The organism is Maribacter sp. 4U21, from assembly GCF_002742365.1.
Taxonomy (GTDB): domain Bacteria; phylum Bacteroidota; class Bacteroidia; order Flavobacteriales; family Flavobacteriaceae; genus Maribacter.
On the sequence record NZ_MDGN01000060.1, the window covers coordinates 1 to 17,146 of the forward strand.

At 41.8% G+C, this 17,146-nt stretch carries 7 protein-coding genes; 2 read left to right on the forward strand and 5 right to left on the reverse strand.

Translation table 11 applies throughout. The features are described 5' to 3' along the window. Window positions 1–449: 449 nt before the first annotated feature. Window positions 450–4,940 (forward strand): gliding motility-associated C-terminal domain-containing protein, encoded by a 4,491-nt coding sequence (locus BFP77_RS13160; RefSeq protein WP_099574498.1) that lies wholly within the window; start codon window positions 450–452, stop codon window positions 4,938–4,940. An 18-nt stretch (window positions 4,941–4,958) separates the two neighbouring features. Next, window positions 4,959–5,888, forward strand: a complete 930-nt coding sequence (locus BFP77_RS13165) for a PorP/SprF family type IX secretion system membrane protein (protein ID WP_099574499.1) — start codon at window positions 4,959–4,961, stop codon at window positions 5,886–5,888. 1,657 nt (window positions 5,889–7,545) lie between these two features. Here BFP77_RS13165 and BFP77_RS13170 read toward each other — a convergent pair. The 5 genes from BFP77_RS13170 to BFP77_RS13190 all read right to left on the reverse strand — a co-directional run. Then, entirely contained in the window at window positions 7,546–10,287 is a 2,742-nt protein-coding gene (locus tag BFP77_RS13170) for a hypothetical protein (protein WP_143751905.1), read from the reverse strand. 360 nt (window positions 10,288–10,647) lie between these two features. After that, the gene (locus tag BFP77_RS13175) at window positions 10,648–11,775 is read right to left on the reverse strand and encodes a GEVED domain-containing protein (RefSeq protein ID WP_143751906.1); all 1,128 of its coding nucleotides are present in this window, start codon (window positions 11,773–11,775) and stop codon (window positions 10,648–10,650) included. A gap of 193 nt (window positions 11,776–11,968) precedes the next feature. Then, window positions 11,969–13,906: an OmpA family protein gene (locus BFP77_RS13180; protein ID WP_257212968.1), complete on the reverse strand. Its 1,938-nt coding sequence runs from the start codon at window positions 13,904–13,906 to the stop codon at window positions 11,969–11,971. 2 nt (window positions 13,907–13,908) lie between these two features. Further along, window positions 13,909–14,838: a PorP/SprF family type IX secretion system membrane protein gene (locus tag BFP77_RS13185; RefSeq protein ID WP_099574502.1), complete on the reverse strand. Its 930-nt coding sequence runs from the start codon at window positions 14,836–14,838 to the stop codon at window positions 13,909–13,911. Between the two features lie 32 nt (window positions 14,839–14,870). Beyond that, window positions 14,871–17,146 (reverse strand): Ig-like domain-containing protein (locus tag BFP77_RS13190; protein ID WP_143751907.1); only part of this gene is annotated, 2,276 nt, incomplete at its 5' end.

The window sequence follows — 17,146 nt, forward strand, 5'->3', positions numbered from 1 at the left end:
GCGGCTATTCTTACTGTAAGGCCAAGAACTGTGGTTACCAATAGACGGGTGACCTACAGGGTAATTAAAAATTAAATTCCCAAATACATGCGCAAATTGGAATAACCGCTAGCGCCAAAACGAACACTTGTGTAAGGGGTATACGGACAGTAGAACTTAAATTGTCGACAACTTACCCAATCGAATGTTGACTTTAAAAAAAAAATTAGATATTTAAAACATGCAATAACCAAGTCATTGCAACGTTAGAAGCATAGTATTTTTTAGTAAATGCCGTAAAAAGAATTATGAAGGATAAATTTTTAAGCCTTGGTACAAAAATTTAGTTTGAAAAATAGTTTTCATAATCGTTTTAGATGCATCATCGACAACCATGTAAATGGTATTTATTTGGTTAAACCGTCTTAAAAACCTACCCATGTCCGCACCAATCTTACAAAAACCTACCCATGGAACTTTTAAAATACCTACTTCCAAAAGAGACCTACGCCCATCAACTACAAGAATCAAACGGTAATAGCTTTATATACACCATTAAAACAATATTTTCGGCAATTTTCTTGCTATTGGGCACGTTCTATTTTGTCCAAAGTATTACGGGTGAATTTGACAGCAAAGACAAGCTACGAGACAGAAAGACCATAGGGTCCGCTTTTTCAACTTTCAACAGTCCTCCCATTGACACGGACGGTGACGGTCTTGCAGATATATCGGATTTGGATGATGACAATGATGGCATTCTCGATACCGATGAAGGATGTATGGATTGTAATAGCGCACCGTTTCTCAATGGCAATTTTGAAGATGGTCCTTATCCTGCTGGATATACTGTGACAAATGAAAATAATGTCTCAGGATGGGAAACTACTTCCAATGATAATGGTATTGAGATATGGAGATCAGGATTTCGCGGTGTCAATTCACAGAGTGGAAGTTATCATGCCGAAATCAACGCAAACCGGACCGCGTCGTTATACCAGAAGGTTTGTACAAATCCCGGAGCACAGTTTAGATGGTCGGTCTGGCATAGGGGGCGCGCTGGCGTAGATGTGGCAACGGTACGAATTGGTGAAAATCTTGGTAATTCTCCCATTCAGATTACCATGGTCAGCGACAACACTTCATGGGTTGAATATTCGGGAGTTTATAGCGTTCCAATGAATCAATCTGAAACCTATTTCATTTTTGAAGCGGTTCGTACTGCCAATGGTAATACTTCAACTGGTAATTTTATCGACAATATCGTAATTAATGAAATAAATCAAGGATTTTGTCCTGATTTTGATGGCGATGGTATTCCCAATTATTTGGACCTTGACTCTGACAATGATGGCTGCCCTGATTATATTGAGGGTGGTGCTAGTTTTGGCATAGGTGATGGACGTTCGGCATCGGGTCTGGCAACCGGCGGTTCGGGTTCGGGCGTGACAACCAACTTGGGGAACACTATCGATGCCAATGGCGTACCCATAGTGGTCAATGGTGGCCAAGGTGTCGGTAACAGCCAAAATGCATCTACACAAGACACCGAATGCTTGGATGAGTGTGACCCACTTACTTCGGGCAACCCTGATACTGACGGTGATGGCATCACGGATGTTTGTGATTTAGATGATGACAATGATGGTATTTTAGATACTGACGAGTGTAACCAATTCGTATCAGAAACGGCCTTCAACGTAGCCGGTGGCAATAGCGTTAATTTTTCATTACCCGGCACAATGGGGTTGGTGCTCGATGTTACCAACCTCGACAATAGTTTTGATATTACTGTAAACGGTACCAATATAACCTCGCAAGAATTACAATTTTATGCACCGGCAACACCAAGCATTCGATTTGTAGATGGCAGTCTTTGGGGCCAGGGTGGCGTGCCCGAAGTTTGGATGTTCGGTAATGTATCGCCCAATACACCAATTTTACGTTTTATAATTAATGAAAATGGTAATGTAACCATGTATGGCAGTAAAACCGCCAACGGTTCCTTATTTGAATTGGAACTTATCAACGGTAATATGTTCAACAACTTTACTTGGAACGAGAACTTAAACAATAATTTTGTGGTATCCCAAAGTGTAATCGGACCAACCTTTATACAAGGGCGTATTTATGGCGCAAACATTGGTTGTGATTATGACAATGACGGAATACCCAACGAGCTTGACCTTGACTCTGACAATGATGGCTGCCCTGATGCCATTGAAGGAACGGGTGGCAGCCAAGAGTACGAAACCGCTGAACTTGAACCCAATGGTTCCATAGACATCACTTTGTTCCCAATAGATGGCAATGGAGTACCCCATAATGGTAGCAGCCAAGCTGTGGGTACGTCCCAGAACCCCACAGAGGTAATCGTTCAATGCCCCATTCAAAGAACGGTCAACGATAATGGGGTGAGCCTGGCTATCAATGCATCGGCATTGACCACGAACACTTTTATGGGTACTGCGCCAAACACCTTACCAGATTACACCAATGGCACCGATGCCTCAGTGGGGTTGCGGTATCAGTGGTACGCAGATGGGTCACCCGTTACTGATGGGGGCATTCATTTGGGTTCCGCCACACAAAACTTAACAATCAACACAGATCTAACCAATCATGATGTGGTTTATTGCGTAACGGTCACCCATATAGATTACCCTTGCTTTGAGGAAACCCTTTGTGCAAGCCCCACTTTTGTGAATCAACAGGTTTGTGCCGGAACTGTTGTTGAACTCCCTACAACTGGCACAATGAACGGTACATGGAATCCAACGACCCCAGATACCTCTTTAATTGGTGACACAATGTACACTTTTACCCCCGACAATGCCTGTGGCTTGAATGGTAATGAAACAGGACACAGTTTTATCTTGACAGTGGAAGAACCTAATTTAGCAGATACATTGGAGGATGTGACCGTATGCGACCAATATGAGTTGCCCTCCTTACAGAACGGGAGATTTTTTACAGGACCAAATGGGTCTGGGAACGAGCTGGAACCTGGTACTGTTTTAACAACTACCCAGACGGTTTACATTTATATTCCACAAACTGATTACTGCCCTGCCGATCAAAGTAGCTTTGTGGTCACCATTGATAACATTGTGCCTAATTTATCGGTTCTGGGATGTGATGATTCAGGCACCGATTTTGACGTTACAGACGATTCGTTCATATTCATGCTGAACCCAACAGGAGCCAACGGAACACAGAATTATACGGTAAGTATTGATAATGGAGCCGAACTTGCCCCGACAACGGGTATATTTGGCCAAGAAACGACCTTCAGTATTTCGGGTATAACAGCGATTCCTCAAGATTTCGTGGTTACGGTTACAGTAGATAATGGTTGTAGCCAACAGATTACCTTAGAAGGGGTACAAACCTGTTCAGATGCCTGCCTGCTGACCAACTTGAACGAAAATGTAAAGGGTTGTAACGACGCAGGTTCGATTCATGATACTACCGACGATTACTTTGAGATTTCATTTGACCCTCAAGGCTTTAATCTTTCAGGGCAATATGTGGTATCAGTTGATAATGGAGCTACCGTTACTCCCTCCATCGCAAATTATGGTCAAGAAACTGATTTTATTATTAATGGGGCACATGATTCCTCAACCCGTTATGCCGTTACTATTTCAGATAATGAAAATGGTGCATGCGCCCTCACAATGAATTTTATTGGCAATACCTGCTCTCCAGTTTGCTTTCTTGAGGAAGCCAATGCTGATTCATTGTGCAATGATGCAGGTACCGACTTTGATGTTTCTGATGATTTTATCGATTTATTCTTAAACCCAACAGGATTAAACCTTTCAAATGGCTACACCGTCTCCATTGACAACGGTGCAGAAATCAATCCGAAGGATGCCATTTATGGTAGTACCACCTCATTTAGAATTAGTGGGGCCACGGATACTGAGGTAACCTATTTGGTAACGATTACCGATAATGAAAGTGATACTTGTTTTCTTCAAGTGCCGCTACAGGGCATTGCTTGTTCGCCCGTTACCTTAATAACCGAGGCAAATAGCAACACCTCATGTAACGATGCTGGAACTAATTATGACCCAGAGGATGACTTTCTAGATTTGGAACTGAACCCAACTGGATTTAACATCAACCCTGGTGCTAGCTATTCCGTATCCATAAATAATGGAGGAACAATTCAACCTACAAGAGGAACTTATGGCAATCCGTTCAACTTTGCTATTTATGGCGCAATTAACGGACAAACTTATACCGTTAGTATTACCGATGATAGCAATCCAAATAGCAGAATAAGTGTGGAAATCATAGGAGCCCATTGTTCTGATACATGTCTGCTGGTCGAAGCCAATCCCGTTATTATTGGATGCAATGATAACCGCACCATTTATGTAGATGAGACATCGGATGATTATATTGAGTTTTCGCTTTTTCCCAGTGGTTTTAACCTAGGTGGAAATTATCTTGTCACCTATAATGGAAACGGTCATGTAGAGCCCTCGTTGGCAAAGTATGGCGAAGTGACTGATTTTAAGCTTTATCCCGGGTCAGCCGATGGTGTGACAGAACATATCTTGATTTTAAGTGATGCTGAAAGCGAATCTTGTGAACTTAAAATTGTTTTGGACAACATGCAAAGCTGTTCGAATCTGCAATTACCCTTTGTTACAAACGATTTGATTGACCCTACCAGCCAGAGTTTGGAATTGTTCCACATATCTAATATTGAAGATTTTCCAAACAATAAGGTTAAGATATACAATCGCTGGGGCAGACTGGTTTTTGAAATTCATGGTTACAACAATGAAAGTAGAAGCTTTAACGGATTATCTAACCAAAAGCTGGTTATTCGAAAAGATGAAAAATTACCTTCAGGAGTTTATTTCTACGTGATTGATTTTGCCGATGTATATGGGAAAAAAGGTCATTTCAATGGATATCTATACCTTAAAAGCAAAGGATGACTAAAACTGTAATCAAGTATGAAATTCTTTAAATACTTACTTAGTGCCTTGGTTCTTTCATTTTCATCCAAAGGTTTTGCACAGCAAGAATCACAATATTCACAATATATGTTGAACCCTTTGTTGTTCAATCCGGCATATGCCGGTTCACGTGAGATTATAAGTATTTCAGCCTTACACAGGGCGCAATGGTTAGGAATAGACGGTGCCCCTTCAACCCAAAACCTTTCCATTCATGCACCAGTTTGGCGAAGGGTTGGTTTGGGTATGTTTATTTATAATGATGGTATTGGCAATGGCACTGTGCAAATGACTGGTTTTAAGGCAGTTTTTTCATATACTTTACCCCTGGATAAGTCTATGAATACTAAACTGGCCTTTGGATTGGATGTTGGTGGATCATTAAACCAGATTGACTTTAGCAAACTCAAGGTCTCTGGTAGCGAAAATTCCACAACAGATTCGAGGTTTATGCCCAATTTCGGAGTTGGTATCTTTTTAAGGAACCCCTACTATTATGTTGGATTTTCACATCCTAATATTCTAGAGAATAACATTATAAATGACAATAATCGTGACATTGAATACAAAAGAGTGCGGACATGGCTTGGTACTGCTGGCATAGTTCTCCAGCCTTTTTTAGATTGGAAATTTAAGCCAGCTACTTTGGTCAAAATTACTAAAGGGGCCCCAGTTCAAGTCGATATTTCATTTTCAACGCTTTTCATTGAAAAAATTGAGATGGGGATATCTTATCGTTTGGGCTCTGCAACCAGTGCCTTAATGGGCTATCATTTTTCCCAACGACTCTATGGTGGTCTGGCTTACGACCGAGAACTAACTGATCTTGGGGGACAAACGTTCAGAGGCCAATCTTTCGAGTTCTTAATTCGTTATGAGTTTGAGGATAGAAAGTGTAAATGTTCACCAAAACCAAGGTTTTACTAATGAGCGACCTCTTTTATATTTATTCCTGTCATTTTTTAAATAAACCCAGTTATTTTAGGAGAAATTGTTGAAGTATTTTAATGAATATTCATATCAAGAAAGTTCACACTGGACAAAACTATCTCACCGACGAAATAAACTCTAAAAAATTAAAAGCCCCGGGTAATACCCGGGGCTTATTTTTTTAAAGAGCTTCGTCAAAATTTGAAATCTTTTGATGACCACCTTTTTTGAATGTATTTTTTAAAAGCACTAAGGATATCTGAAATCGAAAAGCAAAATAGGCACATTACGCCTACTCATTAAACCAGCTGCTTCTTCGACAAAAAATAAATATTCCTATACCCCATAACTCATTAGTATTCAATTGTTTCAAGTATTGTCAATTGAAAGTTAGGTCCCTGGTTACATAATTGTTTTATGGTACATCAAGTAGTGAAAGCCTTATGTAAAAATCATGGCCCAAAAGGCCGCTAAATGAGTATTTTAAATGGAAAGAAGTCCCAGTATTACTATTATGTTATACATTAATTCAAACAGTTACTGTACCAACGCACCAGTTGTTAACTTACACAGACTGGCAGGCCACACATTCCAAAGTAAAAAGGGATAAGAATTATTCTTAACAGTCTATGTATGTTCTCTCCAATATGTATTCCAACCAGAGAGCGGACCGCAAAAAACCTTTGTAAGAAAAATTAAACTTTGAAACACCTAAGTCCTAGATTATTGGATAGACCAATTGAATGTGTTGAACGTCCAAAAATCAAAAGGTATTTTAAATCAGTCCTCCAAAAGACCAAGGTGCGTCCTTTATTTGAACTTCCATAACCCGAACAGTTTTTTGTAGAAATGGAATAGGATTTGCAACAGTCCATACTGATTTGATTTAAATTCAGGATTAGTTTTTTATACTGGAAAAATAGTTGGGTAATAGGTACCATTTTTTGATTGACTTACTTTAATAAACCAAAAGATTTAAGCCATAGAGAATAAAAATGAAGCACATTAAGGAAAATAAAATGATTATGGCTACATATGTGGGGATATTTGTAGATTTGGAGCCATCCTGGTCTGAGATATCTTGCTTCATGTTTTTGTTTTTTGTTGGTTTGAATGCCCTTACTTATTATACTTAAAACCATTCTTTAGTAGGTTTTAATATGGTAACTTTTGTTAAAGGAAACTGTACAAACATGAGGTCATTTAACAAGCGGGTATACGTTATTTATATTACTAATCGTAACATTTTATTTTATCCTTTCTTCTAACCTAATATGTTCAATATAAGTACCTTATGTAAGGTTATTGTATTTTAAAACGATAGTAAGCAACTAGTGAGGGTTTACCCTCTATTTAAAAGCTATGTTTACCCTTTTTAAAGTTTTGGGAAATAGCTTAAGGAATGCTTGGGTTCTATTGTATTCTCCACAAAAAACGCCAACTTAAAAAGTCCAAGCACTTTATTGCACTGTTAATCTTCATAGTTTGGATATTGAAATCTGATAGGTGCCTTTATAATCATCTTTAATCTACATCATACCGCCGCCCAGGTTTGTAATGAATATACTCCCCGTTCCATATCATAAAAAGTTTTATACATTTGTTGCATTATTTGATATGACCAAGACTTTTTATTTGTAAAAACAAAGTTGTATTAATTGTTTTTCTTCACTCGTGTTGTAATACGTCTATTGGTAATTACTGTTCTTGGACCAACGGTAAGCAAGGCTTCGGAGGAAGTGACCAACGTACAACGATATGTGCCATCGCTCACCAATACCCGGTATTTTTGACCATTATTGGCCATAGTTGGGGTAAGAATGTTAAGTGTGGCCGTTTGCGCACCCATATATTGGCCCCCATCCATGATATTGGTAAAAGTGTTCCCTCCATCTGTACTCAACTGCCATTGGTAAATTCCAGAAACAGCGGTATCCACGACCGTAAACGCGGTATCTACTCCTGCAAAGGCCTTGGTGTTCGCAGGAGGGGTGGTAAGGGTAGGGGTGGCCCCAAACTCTTGAAAATCATAGGTAGTGTTCCCGTCCGCATCTGCCGGGGTGGTGTAACCATCCGTACCACTGGTCACCAGCCCATTGGTATCAACGGTTATTGGCGCATTGCCCAAGATACCGTCGGCATCGGCATCCGTGAAGCCCGCTTCAAACACATCCCTGCACCCATCACCATCGGCATCTAGGTCCAATCGGTCTTTGAGCCCATCACCGTCGGTATCCGCATCTGAAAGGGCCGTGCCGCCATTGTCGCTATCAAAGGTGTCCGCCCAACCATCGCCATCGGTATCTACAAAGGAATCCACCAAGCCATCGTTATTGGTATCGACCCCTCCCGCTTCTACAATATCATAGATGCCATCGTTGTCGCTGTCTAGGTCTAAGTGGTTAGGAATGCCGTCTGAATCAGCATCCTCGTAGATGCCTCCGCAGTTCAGGTTAAATACCGAAACATCATCTACACTAAAGTCGTTACCATTGGTTCCAGAGTTGTTGCTTCTTACTTCAAATCTGTAATTACCCGCAGTTAAAGACGTAAAGGAGCACAGTGAGTGATGCCAGTTTGTACCGCTAAGATTACCGGAATTATATGTTCCTACTAATGCGTTATCTGAAATTCTATAAACTCGTAAACCTATGCCATGTACGTCATTAGCGGCATTTTTAGAATAAATTTCAAACTCATAATTAGTGGCTTCCAGAAGGTCAAGTTCAAAATCAAAAAACACACCTGGAGTACCGTTTGCATTAGTAGCTAGAAAAGCGTCATTTCCTGTATTAGTGGTATGTCCATTATAATTCCACCAAGCTCCGAAGCTATGCCAGCTAGGTGCGTTATTACTTATTACCGCATATGTTCCACTAGTACTGGAAGTAGAATAATTATAGCCTGGCCCCATGTTAAAATCACAGTCTCTAAATGCAGTGGTAGTGCCGAAGGTGCCATCAAATTCTGTATCCACTAGATTAATACCGCAGTACACTGTTTCATGATTATCTAAAATGCCATCATTATCGTCATCTGTATCCACCACATCTGGTAAACCGTCCCCATCAGAATCTGTGCAGCTAGCACCATCGGTAGATGCAGTGTTATTAGAAACTAGAGGCGTAGAAGTGTTCAATAGACCGTTGGATCCGTTTTGAGCACCATTATTAGACCCAGATGGACCTCTTACTCCTCTCGCCACATTGCTAGATGTACCACCGCCTAGTGCGAGAGATGTGCATATAAAGCCACCTCCTCCGCCTCCACCTTTTCCGTGGCCACCGTTACTATTACCGCCATCACCGCCTCTGGCTATCAAATTTATATTAAAGGGAGAGGAGGTTGTGGTTTCCAAAATTATACTCCCCGCTGCTCCACCACCCGCAGACCCGTCATTTCCAGAAGCGGTAAGTCCGTTATCACCACTTACATCTATGTTTCTACCGCTACCATTATAGCCATTTGCTTTTATAATAACGATACCCCCACCGTTTCCTCCATCTCTTCCGTGGCCACTGTCCTGGTGGCTGGCACCACCTCCTCCGCCCATAAAGATGCGGTTTTCGCTAAGCTGATTGGTAAGGGCCTTTCCCTGTCGGCCTCTTGTAGTAGTTCTGTTAAAGCCACCACCATCTCCACCAGCACCGTAATTACCACCACCGGCACCACCAGCGTTTTGGGAGTTTCCACCTCCACCACCGTTAGCCTGAGCTCCCATTCCAGCCTGTCTATTATTTATGTAGGCAGCTATACCCTCTCCTTTTTCTCCACCAGAGTTACCTAATGGATAGCGGTAGCCAATTAAATTTCCAGGATTACCGTTAGAAGATCTAGTACCTCCTCTAAAGCCCCTTCCGCTTACATCTATGTTAGCAGTTTGCTCTACAAAATCAGTAAAGAAGATGAGTACACCACCGGTGCTGCCGTTCCATGGCTGGCAGGTCAGCGTTCCATTGATACTAGCTCCAACATATTCCGGGATGCTGACCATTTGTACTCTGCCAGAGATGTTATAATCGTTTTCTAGGGCGTAGGACATGGAAATGTTGTTCCCAGATATGGCTGCTATCTCTTGTATTTCATATTTACCAGCTGAATTATAATTGGTTATGGTACCAAAGCTGGAGTTATCAGATTGATCGATAGTGGCACCCTGCATTTGGATCAGAAGCACCTTTTGACCAACTGAAAACGCGCCTGAATTGGCTACTTGTATTTCACCTCCGAAAGAGCAGTTAATGGCCGTTACACGTGTGTAATCATTTATGACTCCACTGATGTTAGAGGTTTGAGAGATGCCAGTTAGTACGGCACCCAGCCAGGCTAAAATGAATAATATGCCGTTTCTTTTAACTATTATATTTCTATAAAAAGTAGCTTTCATTGTTATCATAGATGTAAGTCTGAGGCCAGCGGAATCGGCAATACCATCTCCATCGCTATCCGTTTGGTAACCAAATCTTTTTAGAATTTCAAAAACGATTATGAAAACTATTTTTCAAACTAAATTTTTGTACCAAGGCTTAAAAATTTATCCTTCATAATTCTTTTTACGGCATTTACTAAAAAATACTATTCTTCTAACGTTGCAATGACTTGGTTATTGCATGTTTTAAATATCTAATTTTTTTTTAAAGTCAACATTCGATTGGGTAAGTTGTCGACAATTTAAGTTCTACTGTCCGTATACCCCTTACACAAGTGTTCGTTTTGGCGCTAGCGGTTATTCCAATTTGCGCATGTATTTGGGAATTTAATTTTTAATTACCCTGTAGGTCACCCGTCTATTGGTAACCACAGTTCTTGGCCTTACAGTAAGAATAGCCGCCGCAGAGGTATCAAAGGCGCATGATGTCATCAAGGCCCTATATCTGTAATTGTCTTTGTCCACATCCACGGAGTTGACGGTCAAGTTCGCCGTACCCGTACCCGAGTACTCCGTACTATCGAAGATATCGGTAAAAGTCGTGCCCCCGTCACGGCTCACTTGCCACTGATAGGTGACCACTTCACTTGTGGTGACCGAAAATACGACATTGTCCCCCGCAAAAGATGTTCGGTCCACCGGCTGGGTCGTGAAGACGGGGTCCAATACCGTCATGGCTATGGGGGTGCTTTCGGTGTCGCATCCGTTCGAGGTGTACAGTGCCGTCACCGTTACGCTGTCACCATCCAACAAACCGGAGGTGGTGTAGGTATTGGCCGTGGAAAGCGGCTGCACGCTGGTACCGTTTACAAAAAATTCGTACTCGTCACCGCCACTGGCCGTAAAGGTAACACTGTCACCGTCGCAAATGGTATTGTCCGCATCACTGCTCGTAAGTACCGGATCGGGCGGTACGTTCACCGTTATGGTAAAGTCTTCAATGTCCCCATCGAAAATTTCCCCACATGGATCTGTTATCGGGTCAAAATATCTTAGCATTGCCCTGGCATTGAAAGTAGTGGGTACCGTTACCGTTGGCGCGGTTACGGAAAGGTCTACGGAACACCCGTTCGGTCTTTGATAAATACAAGAGTCACTAACGCTATACTCAAATATCCCGTCACAATCAAAATCGATAAAGAGGGTAATATATTCCTCGTCACCTGATTCTGCCTCATCTGTCGTTCCCGGCCCAACACCTATCGTAAATGTTCTTGTCTGCCCAGAACAGAAAACGGCCCCAGCTATTGAAGAAGGGTCTATCTGTTCGTATTCTGGGTCAAAACTTCCCGGAGGGCATGGGTCTGGCCCTGGGCACTGCCCGTACGAATGGGAACAGAACAACATACCTGCCAAAAAAAGGAGCAGGGCAAAATTTTTGTTTGCTGTAAGGGCAAAAATCATAGGTCTCATCATTAAATACGTTTCATGGGCATAAGATAGGGTCGTTCCCAAAAAAAAGGAACATAATATGTTGTGAATGCAACATTAAAGGTGCTGAAAGCAACATAACCGTATGTTTGTTGCCTTGAACTTTCTTAAAAAAACCTACTTAAATGCACCATAGTGCATGTGAATGGTTCTTTAAAAAAAGAGGTTCAATGGGCCGTCTTTTCTGAGTATAAAATGAATTTACATGTTTCGGTTATTACTCGTCAACAATTGTAAATTCAGAACGCCTGTTAAGCTGGTGTGCTTGCTTTGAACATACTGCCCGGTCATCACAATCATTCACCAAATTACTTTCTCCGAAGCCTTTGGCGATGATTCTATCGGTCGCTATACCTTTAGACACCAAATACGCCTTGGTTTCTTGTGCCCGTCTAACTGAAAGTTGTTGATTGAATGTTTTTGATGCCCTACTGTCCGTATGTGATTCTATGCGCAATTTGGCTTTTGGGTACTTTCTCAAATAATCGATGATCTTCTCAATATTTAATTGGGCATCCAAGCGTACAGCAGATTTGTTAAAATCAAAATAAATAGGTGCAATAACCAACTCTTTTCTTTTCTTTACCGTCTGCAAGGGTTGTAACTCGAGTACCACCGTATTGGCATCAAAGTTGAAAGTTGAATTTATTTCAAAAATATCACCTTCATAATCTTCTTTTTCGCTCTTGACCACCTTTAGTTTTTGTAAACAATCAATAGGCAAGGTAAACCCGCCATTGGCATCAGATACTGTTGAAGTTACCTCTATACCATTTGCATTTATTAATTTAATTTTGGCATTGGTCAATACCGTACCATCTTCTTTATTTTTGGTAACACCTTGTAATTGTTTTTTACATTTGAATGACAAGGGTTTATTTTCTACAAAGCTGTAAATGTCATCACTGCCCATACCACCCGGTCTGTTTGAGGCAAAGAAACCCTGGCGGTCGACTGAATTTTGCACAAATGATAAATCATCCTCATCACTATTCACTGGTCTGCCTAAATTAAGTACGGCTCCGCTGCCATTTGTACTCAATTGTGTGGCAAAAATGTCCAATCCCCCAAGTCCGGGATGACCGTCCGAAGAAAAATATAAAATACCCTCTTCTGTTACAAAAGGAAAGGTTTCCCTGCCCTCCGTATTAATTCTTGGGCCTAGGTTTTTAGGTTCTCCATAACTACCGTCTTCATATATTACCACTTCATAGATATCGGATTCCCCAAAGGTGTCAGGACGATCAGAGGAAAAGTATAATTTTTTTTCATCAGCGCTCAAAGCGGGATGGGCCGTAGAGTAATCCTCTGAATTAAAAGGTAATTCCACAATATTTTTCCAAACACCATCAAGATACTCCGCCTTATAAATTTTTAAGCGACTTACACCTTTTTCATCTTGTGAAAAGCGTCTGCCAGTTTCAGAATTGTTACGGGTAAAATATAATGTGTTACCATCTTTAGTGAAGGCTGTAGAAGACTCATGGGTATTCGCATTGAGTTCTTTTGATAGCTTTTCTACGGTGTCAAAACTCTCTACATCATTTTTATTTGCTACATATAAGTCCAAGAATGGTTGGTTGTTCCATTCATCGATTCTTAAGGCTGTGGTACCAGTATCCCTGGCACTAGAGAACACCAATTGGTCTCGGTACATGGAAGGTGCAAAATCTGATACTTTTGAATTAATTGCTAAAAGTTTGATGGTATATCGGCCAGATTGCTCTTCAATACCTTTTAAATAATCTACATTATCTTGAAATTTGGTTACCCTATTTTCATTGGATGAAACCTTGGCATATTTCTCCATCATTGTATCAGAGGTTTTATAATCGCCTAAACTTTTCAAACTTTGGGCGTATCTAAAAAAATGTCCTGAATCTACCTCGTCAGTTAGCTCAAATAATTTTTTATACCATTTAGCTGCTTCTTCGTAGTTAGCATTGTAATAATTGGCATTACCCAAGTTGCTGTAAATTTCTTTATCAGCGTATCCATCTTTTACCATGGCTTCATACTTACCAATGGCTTCTTGAAAAGCATACGATTGATAATCTTCTCTAGCCTTTTTAGTCTTCCTTTGTTGTGCCGAACAAAATGTAAAAGCAAACAGGGCAAAAATTATGCCTATATTTTTAAACTGTGTTGTCATCATTTCTAAAAGAATCTTGGGGTAATAATTTTTCTATAACGTGTTTTTAATTCATATCGAAGCAATACTTCAAAAGAACCATCATTAAAAGCTTGACTGCCCAATTCCGTAGTTTCTCGATCATAGGCTAAACCTAACATCAATTTATCTGAAAGTTGGTATCCAAACAGTGCGCTCCATGCGGCACTCCATCGGTAAGCTGCACCAAAGGTAAGTTTGTCCTGATATCTAAAATTGGCGGAAAAATCGGCCTGTAAAGGTGCTCCATTGACCATTTTAAGTAATATGGCTGGCTTAAATTTCCAATCATAGCTCAAATCTGCTACAATACCTGATATGAAATAAAAATTCATTCGCTCACTAGCGGTAAAACTATTCGCCGCATTATCAAAATGTTTGGTTTCAAGGAAATTAGGAACAGAGAGCCCCGCATAAAATTTCTCCGTATGGTAATATACCCCGGCACCAAAATTTGGTGAGAACTTATTATCTATATTCGTTTCTTGGATGGTATTTCCAGAAGGATTAAAATTTCGTAACCTATTGAAGTCTATATTAAGCAAATGACCTCCGGCCTTTAAGCCAAATGATAAATTACGCGATCTTGCAAGCGGAACAGTATAGCTAAACGAAGCATCGAAATTCGATTCTTGATTGGTACCATTACCTATTTCATCATTAATAAATGACAATCCCAATCCCACGCGTTCAGAAACCGGCGAATGTAAATTTATGGTTTGTGTTGATGGTGCCCCGTCCAGACCCACCCATTGAGATCGGTGCAGCCCTGCAAAACTCAAAACTCCCCTTGAACCTGCGTATGCAGGATTCACGCTCAAGGTATTATACATATACTGGGTGTATTGGGCATCTTGTTGTGCCCAACCATTCCAATACGTTACCCATAACAGCAATACAATTAAAACTCGTTTCATTTTTTAAATCTTTTTATGGCGTTTATCTTTTTTTATCTGTTGATATACATATATCCATCCAAGGTTTGTACATCGCCTGCATCGTCTGTGTAATTGACGATGTAGAAATATACCCCGACCGGCAATTCATTAGTAGCTGCAATGGTCGTTCTACCATTAGAGATTCCCCTAAAGGCATTTTCAGCATTGTCATACCCTCTAGTTTCAAAGACCAACACTCCCCATCTATTGTAAATACGAACTGTATTTTCTGGATATTGTTCTATGTTGCTAATAAGAAACGTTTCGTCATTACTACTACCCGGCACGATATAATCACTTACAACTTCTAAATTGGAGCAGCGTATTCCGTTTGGTGGCGTTCCTCCAATTGAGTCACAGGAATCATTTGGATCAGTGCCATCTATAACTTCTTGACCATCGCTTATACCATCACCATCGGTGTCAAAGGAACCAGGGTCCGTACCAAGGGCATTTTCTTCTTCAGAAGTAAGGCCATCACCGTCACAGTCTAGTGTAGCTACGGCACCTGAATCAGGACCACAAGCGTCCAGTGGGTCTGAACCATCATCGGTGGTTGGGTCACCGTCAGGACCGTTCACTTCCTCACCGTCTGAAATACCATCGCCGTCGGTATCCTCGTTATTGGGGTCAGTTCCTGCATTGGCCTCTTCCTCATTGGTCAGCCCGTCACCGTCACAGTCTGCTGCAGGTGAACCCACTACGTCTGGATCACACGGATTCAATGGATCGGAACCATCATCTGTGAGTGGATCACCGTCAGGACCGTTCACTTCTTCAGAGTCGGTCAGACCATCACCGTCAGTATCATCATTGTTGGGATCCGTTCCTGCGTTGGCCTCTTCCTCATTGGTCAGCCCGTCACCATCACAGTCTCCCGTAGGTACTGCGAAGGCATTTGGATCACATGGGTCTGTGGCTCCTGTTTCATCTCCAGTCCCTGCTATGCCATCTGGGCCCAACACCTCTTCACTGTCTGAAATACCATCGCCGTCGGTATCCTCGTTATTGGGGTCAGTTCCTGCATTGGCCTCTTCCTCATTGGTCAGCCCGTCACCGTCACAGTCTGCCGTAGGTGAACCCATTACGTCTGGATCACACGGATTCAATGGATCGGAACCATCATCTGTGAGTGGATCACCGTCAGGACCGTTCACTTCTTCAGAGTCAGACAGACCATCACCGTCAGTATCATCATTGTTGGGATCCGTTCCTGCGTTGGCCTCTTCCTCATTGGTCAGCCCGTCACCATCACAGTCTCCCGTAGGTACTGCGAAGGCATTTGGATCACATGGGTCTGTGGCTCCTGTTTCATCTCCAGTCCCTGCTATGCCATCTGGGCCCAACACCTCTTCACTGTCCGAAATACCATCGCCGTCGGTATCCTCGTTATTGGGGTCAGTTCCTGCATTGGCCTCTTCCTCATTGGTCAGCCCGTCACCGTCACAGTCTGCTGCAAGATTATTAATATTACATTCCAATACTGTAACCACCACAGTGGCCTCTTCACACTGTACGTCCGGTGTACCGTTGTCACATACCTGATAGGTAAATGAGTCCGTACCGTTAAAGTCTGCGTTAGGTATGTAGGTTACTGTTCCGTCTGGGTTTATAACCACTGTACCGTTAGCTGGGGCACCTGTTATGCTCACCGATACTGGGTCTATGCTGCCGCCATCTGCATTATCATTGTCATTGGCCAGTATGTCTACTGTTACTGGGTTATCTTCATCTACCGTAGCCGTATCATCGGTTACCACTGGGGCATCTGACTCTTCTTCTACCGTTACGGTTACTGTGGCTGTTTGACAGTCGCCAGCGTCATCACAAACTTCATAGGTGAATGTGTCCGTGCCGTTAAAGTTCGGGTCAGGTACATAGTTTAGGGTGCCATCTGGATTAATGGTTACTGTTCCGTTAGCTGGTGCGCCTGTTATGCTCACTGAAGAAGCGTCTATGCTTCCGCCATCTGCATTATCATTATCATTGGCCAGTATGTCTACTGTTACTGGGTTATCTTCATCTACCGTAGCCGTATCATCGGTTACCGCAGGGGCATCTGACTCTTCTTCTACCGTTACGGTTACTGTGGCCGTCTGGCAGTCGCCAGCGTCATCACATACTTCATAGGTGAATGTGTCCGTACCGTTAAAGTTCGGGTTAGGTACATAGTTCAGGGTGCCATCTGGATTAATGGTTACTGTTCCGTTAGCCGGTGCGCCTACTATGCTTAAGCTAGAAGGGTCTATGGTACCGTCTACGTCAGTGTCATTTCCTAGTACGTTTA